This window comes from Hymenobacter agri, from assembly GCF_054778495.1.
Genome location: NZ_BAAGZM010000180.1, coordinates 1 through 7,196, shown reverse-complemented (window position 1 = coordinate 7,196; position 7,196 = coordinate 1). Strand labels below are relative to the sequence as shown.

The window sequence follows — 7,196 nt, the reverse complement described above, 5'->3', positions numbered from 1 at the left end:
TGGCCGCCGGACTGGGCCTGCTGGCTTGGCAAATGCCCACCGCGGCCCCGCTGGCGGGCCTCATGCTGGCCGGCAGCTTTGCGGCGGCTACGGCCGATACACTTTCCTCCGAACTCGGCAACGTGTACGGCCGCCGCTACTACAACATCCTCACGCTGCGGCCCGATGCGCGCGGCCTTAACGGCGTGGTGAGCCTGGAAGGCACGGCCCTAGGTCTGGCCGGTTCGGCGGTGCTGGCGGCCGTTTATTGTCTGGGTTCCGGCAGCGGCTGGGCGGCATTTGGCGCGCTGCTGGTGGCGGGCACGGCCGGCAACCTGATGGATTCAGTGCTGGGCGCGACGCTGGAGCGGCGCGGCGTGCTGGGCAACAATGCGGTCAATTTCCTCAATACTCTGACCGGGGCGCTGGTAGCCGGCGGGCTGATGCGGTGGCTTGGGTAGGTGGGGCCGCCAGCAAGGCTAATGGACCGTTGCGAAGTCAGCTAGCTCAGCTAGCTCCTTTGCCAGCTGCTTTTCCCAATTCTGCTGCTTATCTACAAACAAGCCGTAATTGGTTTCGTCGGCGTACTGCACGACGCGCTTGTTGGCTTCCTCGCAAGCCGTTCGGAATACCTCGTTCACGTCGGGCTTGCCCCAGAAAATAATTTGTTTGGCCGAAGCCCGCAACTTCTGCCGCACGCGTCGGGCCGCCACTTCGTAAATGTCCCACTCCGTTTGCAGGTATTGCAGCTGCAGCTCGGTGGCTTGGGCATTCGTCGAATCGAGATAGGAGCTGGGACGGTGCATAAAATTCTGCACGACGAAATTGGCGCGCTTAGAGAGCAGGTCCGCGACGCGGCCGTTCATTTCGATACCAAAACTGGCGAAGCTGCTGCTCAGGTTGTTGCGCGGCCGCACCCGTAGCTGGAAGTCGCTCGCCTGCAGGCGCCGCGAAGGGCTCCACTGCAGGTAGTCGGCCGAGAGCGTCCGGCCTGCCGTCGTGAATAACTGGGCAGCAGCCGGCCCAGCACTAAACAGCAGTAAGCACGCTAGCAGTAGCATGCGCGGCATCATCGTTTTTTTCATCGTCCTTGAGGTTACTCAACGGCTTGATGCTCCCCAAACGGCCACCGCCGCTGGCTGCGGCTCCAGAGCAGAAATGCACCCGTGCCCAGCGCCATCATGCCCAGCGCAGCCAGCTGGAAGTACAGCTTGAAGTGCACGCCGCCCCACGTGACCTCGGCCGGCGCGATGCCCACGAACACGAACAGCCACACCACAATGGCCACGATGACGGGCAGCGGATAGAGCGGCATCTTGAACGGCAGGGCAGCCGTGCCGCGCCGCCGCCGGAGTAGTATCAGGCCCACGGCCTGGCCCACAAACTGCACCAGAATGCGCATGGCCAGAATGGCCGAAATCACCTCGCCCAACCGAAATAACAGGCTGAACACAAAACCCACACCACCGAGCAGCAGCAGCGAGATGTAGGGGAAATGCTTGGTAGGGTGCAGCTTGCCGAACACCGGCAGAAACTCGCCATCGGCCGCGGCGGCGTAGGGAATGCGCGAGTAGCCCAGCAGCACCGCAAACAGCGAGGCAAACGCCACCAGCAGCACCATGCCGGTGGCCACCAGCGCCGCCCCGGGCCCGTATAGCCGCTCAACAAACACGCTCACGATGAACTGCGACTTGTCGCCGGCGCTGGCCTGCCAGCCCTGCACTTCCTGCCACGGAATAACCGTGCCCACGCTCCAGTTCAGCAGCAGGTACAGCGCCGCAATGCCCAGAATGCTAAGAAAAATGCTGCGTGGAATCACCTTCTCCGGCCCTTTGATTTCGGCCCCGAGGTGGCACACGTTGTAGTAGCCGAGGTAGGAATAAATGGTTTTGACGGCGGCCTGGCCCATGGCTACCGAAATCAGCAAACCCGGCAGGGCCGGAAAGCCACCTTCGGGGAAAATGGCCACGTGGTGGTTGGGGTGCGTGAGGCCGCCGAAAATCAGCCAGCCCATGAGGCTGAGCACACCCACCCACAGGGCCACGCCCAGCTTGCCAATGTCTTCGATGCGGCGGTAGAGCAGCACGATGAGCAGCAGTACCACGCCGCCGGCCACGGCTTTGGGCTGCCACCACTCGGTCATCGGCACGAGGTAGCCGAAGTATTGGGCGAAGCCGATAGCGCCCGAGGCCAGCACCAGCGGCGACTGAATGAGCGTTTGCCACACGTAGAGAAACGACATGTAGCGGCCCCACTTCTGCTCGCCGTAGGCCAGCTTGAGGAAGCGGTAGCTGCCGCCGGCTTCGGGGTAGGCCGCACCCAGCTCGCTCCAGATAAGGCCATCGACCGAGGCCAGGGCCGCCCCCACCAGCCAAGCCAACAGGAAATTCGGCCCCATGAAGCCCATTACGAGCGGCAGGGTCACGAAGGGGCCGATACCCACCATGTCAATCATGTTGAGGGCGGTAGCTTGAACCAGGCCGAGGCGGCGCTGCAAAGAGGGTGCTGACATGGGACGAAAGTACCGCCGTAGCGCCGACTCGGCGGCCCCGTGGGTCGTTCGCACCGCCTGAACGGTTGGCTACCCGGCCGGGGGGTGGACTCGCAGAGTCCGCGCTACGTTTCACCAACCCCGGCTTCATCCGCCGCGTAAGCCCAGCCATGAGTTCACCGGGTTCTTCTTCTAAACTGGCCATTTACGGGGCCATCGCGGCCAACGTGGCCATTGCCGTCAGCAAGTTTGTGGCGGCGTATTTCACCGGCTCGTCGGCCATGCTGTCCGAGGGCATTCACTCGCTCGTGGATAGCGGCAACGGCGGCCTGATTCTGTACGGCGTGCGCCAGGCCGAGAAGCCGGCCGATAAGCGCCACCCCTTCGGCCGCAGCAAGGAACTGTATTTCTGGGCTCTGATTGTGGCCATTCTGGTGTTCTCGGTGGGCGGCGGCATGTCTCTCTACGAAGGCATCGAGCACCTCAAGCACCCCGCGCTCCTCTCCGACCCCACCTGGAACTACTGGGTGCTGGGCCTGTCGCTGCTCTTCGAGGGCATTTCCTGCTTCCTGGCGTTCAAAGCCTTCAATGCCGACCGCGGCGACGCTGGTTTCTGGGACACCCTGCGCCGTAGCAAAGACCCATCGGTGTTCGCCATTCTGCTCGAAGACCTGGCCGCCCTGCTGGGGCTGGTATTTGCCCTGACCGGCGTGTACGTGGGCCATTTGCTAAACAATCCCTACCTCGACGGCGCGGCTTCCATTGCCATCGGCGTGCTACTGGTGTGCGTGGCGCTATTCCTCATCTACAAAACCAAGCGCCTGCTGGTGGGCACCGGCGTCGACGACGAAACCGTGGACGCCATCGAAGCGCTGGTGCGGGCCCAGCCCAACGTCGACCAGGTAGGCCCGCCCCTCACCTCCTACCTCGGCCCGGCCGACGTGATTCTGGCCCTCGATGTGGAGTTCGACCATCATCTCACCTCGGAAGAAATCGAGCACGCCATCGATAAGCTCCAGGACGATATTCGGGCGAAGTACCCCGAAATGAAGCGCATTTTTATCGAAGCCAAGTCGCTATCGAGCCGGGCAGCGTAAACGTAGCTTGATAGCTGCTATCAGCACGTCATGCCGCGCGCAGCGAAGCAGCTTGCCCGCCACCAGTAATTCAGTCTACTAGTGCGGGCAAGCTGCTTCGCTGCGCGCGGCATGACGTTCTTTGAATTTCTTACGACTACTACCACATACCATTTCTCCGCCGCATGGCCAACGCCAACGCTTCCAAACTCTCCCTCTACGGCGGCATTGCCGCCAACGTAGCCATTGCCATCAGCAAGTTCGTGGCGGCGTATTTCACCGGCTCGTCGGCCATGCTGTCCGAGGGCATCCACTCGCTCGTCGATACCGGTAATTCGGGGCTGCTGCTCTACGGCACGGCTCAGAGCGAGCGACCGGCCGACGCCGAGCACCCCTTCGGCCACAGCAAAGAGCTGTATTTCTGGGGCCTGATTGTGGCCGTGCTCATCTTCGCCATCGGCGGCGGCATGTCGTTCTACGAGGGCATCAAGCACATTCAGCACCCCGAGCCCATCGAAGACGCCACCTGGAACTACGTGGTGCTGGGCCTCTCCTTTCTGTTCGAGGGCATTGCGTTTTACCTCTCGGTGAAGGCGCTGCTGGCGCAGTCGAGCGGCAACGTGGGCTTCGTGCAGATGCTGAAGACGAGCCGCGACCCGGCCGTGTTTGCCTCCGTAATGGAAAACCTGGCCGCGCTGCTGGGCCTGGCCATTGCCGGCATTGGCGTGTTTCTGGGCCACTTGCTCAATAATCCGTACTTCGACGGCGGCGCATCCATCGCCATCGGGCTGCTGCTGATGCTGGTAGCCGTGTTTCTGGTGGGCCGCACCAAGGGCCTGCTGGTGGGCACCGGCGTGGATGCGCCCACGCTGGCCAACCTCGAGCGCATTGCCCGCGACCAGCCGCAGGTGCGCGAAATCCGCTCGCCCCTCACCATGTACCTCGGCCCGAACGATGTCATCATGGCCCTCGACGTGGATTTTGCCGACAACATGAGCTCGACCCAGGTGGCCGCCGCCGTGGAGGAGCTGCAGGACGCCATCCGCCGCGAGCATCCCGAGGTGCAGCGTATTTTCATCGAGGCAAAAAACCTGGTGCAGGCGGCAGGTAAGTAGTATAAAAGAGCCGGTCATGCTGAGCGCAGTCGAAGCATCTCTACCGCAGCAGTAAAATCAATTACTTGTGCGGTAGAGATGCTTCGACTGCGTTCAGCATGACGCGTTCAGCTAACCTCGACCTTAACCCCGGCGGCGTTTTTCCAGTTTAAGCATTACCAATGCCCGCGCCCGCACTATCAGCCGGCGCGGGCATTCGCTTATTTACCCCGCACCTGCTATGAATCAGCTTTCCACCGAAACCAGCCCGTTCCAATCCTTCTGGTGGGGCGGCTACGAGTGCACCGACCAGCTCAACGCCTTCGGCAACCGCGTCGATTTCCTGCCCCTCACCGGCCACCTGCAGCTCATTGACGAAGACTACGCGGCCCAAAAGCCGTTCAACATCGGCACCGTGCGCGAGGGCATTCGCTGGGCGATGATTGAGAAAACGCCCTACCACTACGATTTCAGCACCGTGAAGACGATGCTGGACGCCGGCCGCCGCCACGGCGTGCAGCAAATCTGGGACCTGTGCCACTTCGGCTACCCCGACGACCTCACGCCGTTGCACCCCATGTTTGCCCGGCGCTTTGCCGCGCTCTGCCGCGCCTTCGTGGACTTTTACCGCTCCGAGCGGCCCGACGACGTGCTCATTGTGACGCCCATCAACGAAGTAAGCTTCATCTCGTGGCTGGGTGGCGACGCCAACGGCACCGCGCCCTACTGCCACGGCCAGGGCTGGCGCGTGAAGTACGGCCTGATGCGCGCCTACATCGAAGGCAGCTACGCCCTGCGCGAGGCCGACCCCAGCATTCGCCTGCTCACCACCGAGCCGCTCATCAGCATCAGCGCAGCGCTGGGGGCCGGCCCAACGGCCCGGCGCGAGGCCCGCGACATGCACGAAAACCAGTTTCAGGCCACCGACATGCTCTGCGGCCGCCTGTGCCCCGAGCTGGGCGGCGCGCCCGAACTGCTCGACATCGTGGGCTTCAACTACTACTACGACAACCAGTGGCAGTTGCACCCCTACCAGAAGCTGGGCTGGCACGATGTGGTGATGGACCCGCGCTGGGTGCCACTGCACCTGCTGCTGCGCCGCGCCTACCAGCGCTACGGCCGCCCCTTCGCCATCACCGAGACCAGCCACCCCGGCGTGGACCGGCCCCTGTGGTGGCGCACCATTGCCGACGAATGCGCCCAAGTGCTGCGCCAGGGCCTGCCGCTGCAGGGCGTGTGCATCTACCCGCTCATCGACCGGCCCGACTGGGACCACCTCGACCAGTGGCACCAGTCCGGCCTATGGGATGCCGACCTCTCGCAGCCCGGCCCGGCCCGCGTGCTACACCAGCCCAGCGCCGAAGCCTTGCTACAAGCCCAAGCCGCGCTGAGCGCCGTGCGGCCACTCCAGCGGCGGGTATCGGCGATGCTGTAGAGACGCAACATTTTGCGTCTCGCCGTTGCTGATGTTGTTATAAATGCACGGCTTTGTGCGTCCGGCACAGGTCCAGCCGTTCAACGACAAGACGCAAAATATTGCGTCTCTACTTTTACGGCATGACCGCTGCTACCGCCACGCTGCTCACACCTCTCGGCCCGCTCGTCCTCACCGGCTCCGATGCGGGCCTGAGCGCCGTCACGTTTCTGAATGAAGCGGCCGAAGCCACCGGGCCCGCTGCCGTAGCCGACTGTCTGCGCCCGGCTCACGAGCAGTTGCGGGCCTATTTCGGCCGCGAACTGCAAAAATTCGATTTAACGTACGCTCCTGCTTTCGGCACCGACTTCCAGCGGCAGGTGTGGCAGGCGCTGCTGGGCATCGGCTACGGCCGCACGGCCTCCTACCTCGACGTGGCGAAGCTGCTGAACAACCCCAAATCAGTGCGAGCCGTGGGCGCGGCCAACGGCCAGAACCCGCTGGCCATTGTGTGGCCCTGCCACCGCGTGGTGGGGTCCGATGGCAGCCTCACGGGCTACGCCGGCGGCATGCACCGCAAAAAATGGCTACTGGAATTTGAGCAGCCGGTGCGGCAAGGCGGACTTTTTTAGCAATGGGTGAATGAGCGAATGGGTGAATGAGTGAATGCTACCTGTTCTGCCCCATTCACCCATTCGCTTATTTACCCATTGCCTCACGCTCCCACGAACTTCAGTAGCTGCTGGTAGATGATGTTGTGCTGCCAGTATAGCTGCAGCACCATTGGAATGTGGTGCCGCCCGGGAATAATGGTGTACTGCGGCGCCTGCCCGGTGGCTTTCAGCTCATCGCGAAAGCGGGCCGAACTACCGCTGATGCTGGGGTAGGTTTCGCCGCCAATGAAGAACAGGAACGGCGGCAGGTGCGGCCGAATCTTATAAATGGCCGACATCTGCTTCCACACGGCTGGGTCGTTGCCGAAAGGAATCTTATACTTTTCGTCGCCCTCGTACTTCAGCTCCTTCAGGTAGCTGTACATGTCGAGCCCGGCCGGGTCGTCCATGATGGCACCTCGCACGGGGTTGCGGGGCAGGCCGTGGCGGGCCAGCAGGGCATCGTCGGTAGCCAGCAGGGCGGCCAGG

7 protein-coding genes and 1 pseudogene are annotated in these 7,196 nt (G+C 62.9%); 5 read left to right on the top strand and 3 right to left on the bottom strand.

Going from position 1 to position 7,196, the window contains the following annotated elements; genetic code table 11:
• On the top strand, positions 1-440 hold a 440-nt coding region (locus ACYVDE_RS10800), incomplete at its 5' end, for a DUF92 domain-containing protein (RefSeq protein ID WP_460501525.1).
• 18 nt (positions 441-458) lie between these two features.
• On the opposite strand, the gene ACYVDE_RS10795 is transcribed toward ACYVDE_RS10800, so the two are convergent.
• Together ACYVDE_RS10795 and ACYVDE_RS10790 are read right to left on the bottom strand one after the other, a co-directional pair.
• On the bottom strand, positions 459-1,064 hold the full coding sequence (locus ACYVDE_RS10795) for a hypothetical protein (RefSeq protein ID WP_460501524.1): 606 nt from the start codon (positions 1,062-1,064) through the stop codon (positions 459-461).
• 11 nt (positions 1,065-1,075) lie between these two features.
• On the bottom strand, positions 1,076-2,491 hold the full coding sequence (locus ACYVDE_RS10790; protein WP_460501523.1) for an APC family permease: 1,416 nt from the start codon (positions 2,489-2,491) through the stop codon (positions 1,076-1,078).
• A gap of 149 nt (positions 2,492-2,640) precedes the next feature.
• Here ACYVDE_RS10790 and ACYVDE_RS10785 point away from each other — a divergent pair, with 149 nt between their 5' ends.
• The 4 genes from ACYVDE_RS10785 to ACYVDE_RS10770 all read left to right on the top strand — a co-directional run bounded on the left by ACYVDE_RS10785 (position 2,641) and on the right by ACYVDE_RS10770 (position 6,686).
• A complete protein-coding gene (locus ACYVDE_RS10785) occupies positions 2,641-3,567 on the top strand; it encodes a cation diffusion facilitator family transporter (protein WP_460501522.1) in 927 nt (308 codons plus the stop codon).
• Positions 3,568-3,731: 164 nt separating this feature from the next.
• Positions 3,732-4,661, top strand: coding sequence for a cation diffusion facilitator family transporter (locus ACYVDE_RS10780; RefSeq protein WP_460501521.1), 930 nt, complete (start codon positions 3,732-3,734; stop codon positions 4,659-4,661).
• A 220-nt stretch (positions 4,662-4,881) separates the two neighbouring features.
• On the top strand, positions 4,882-6,075 hold the full coding sequence (locus ACYVDE_RS10775) for an amine oxidase (RefSeq protein WP_460501520.1): 1,194 nt from the start codon (positions 4,882-4,884) through the stop codon (positions 6,073-6,075).
• Between the two features lie 122 nt (positions 6,076-6,197).
• On the top strand, positions 6,198-6,686 hold the full coding sequence (locus tag ACYVDE_RS10770; protein WP_460501519.1) for a methylated-DNA--[protein]-cysteine S-methyltransferase: 489 nt from the start codon (positions 6,198-6,200) through the stop codon (positions 6,684-6,686).
• A gap of 83 nt (positions 6,687-6,769) precedes the next feature.
• Here ACYVDE_RS10770 and ACYVDE_RS10765 read toward each other — a convergent pair.
• Positions 6,770-7,196 (bottom strand): annotated as a pseudogene (locus ACYVDE_RS10765) (alpha/beta hydrolase); the annotation flags it as partial.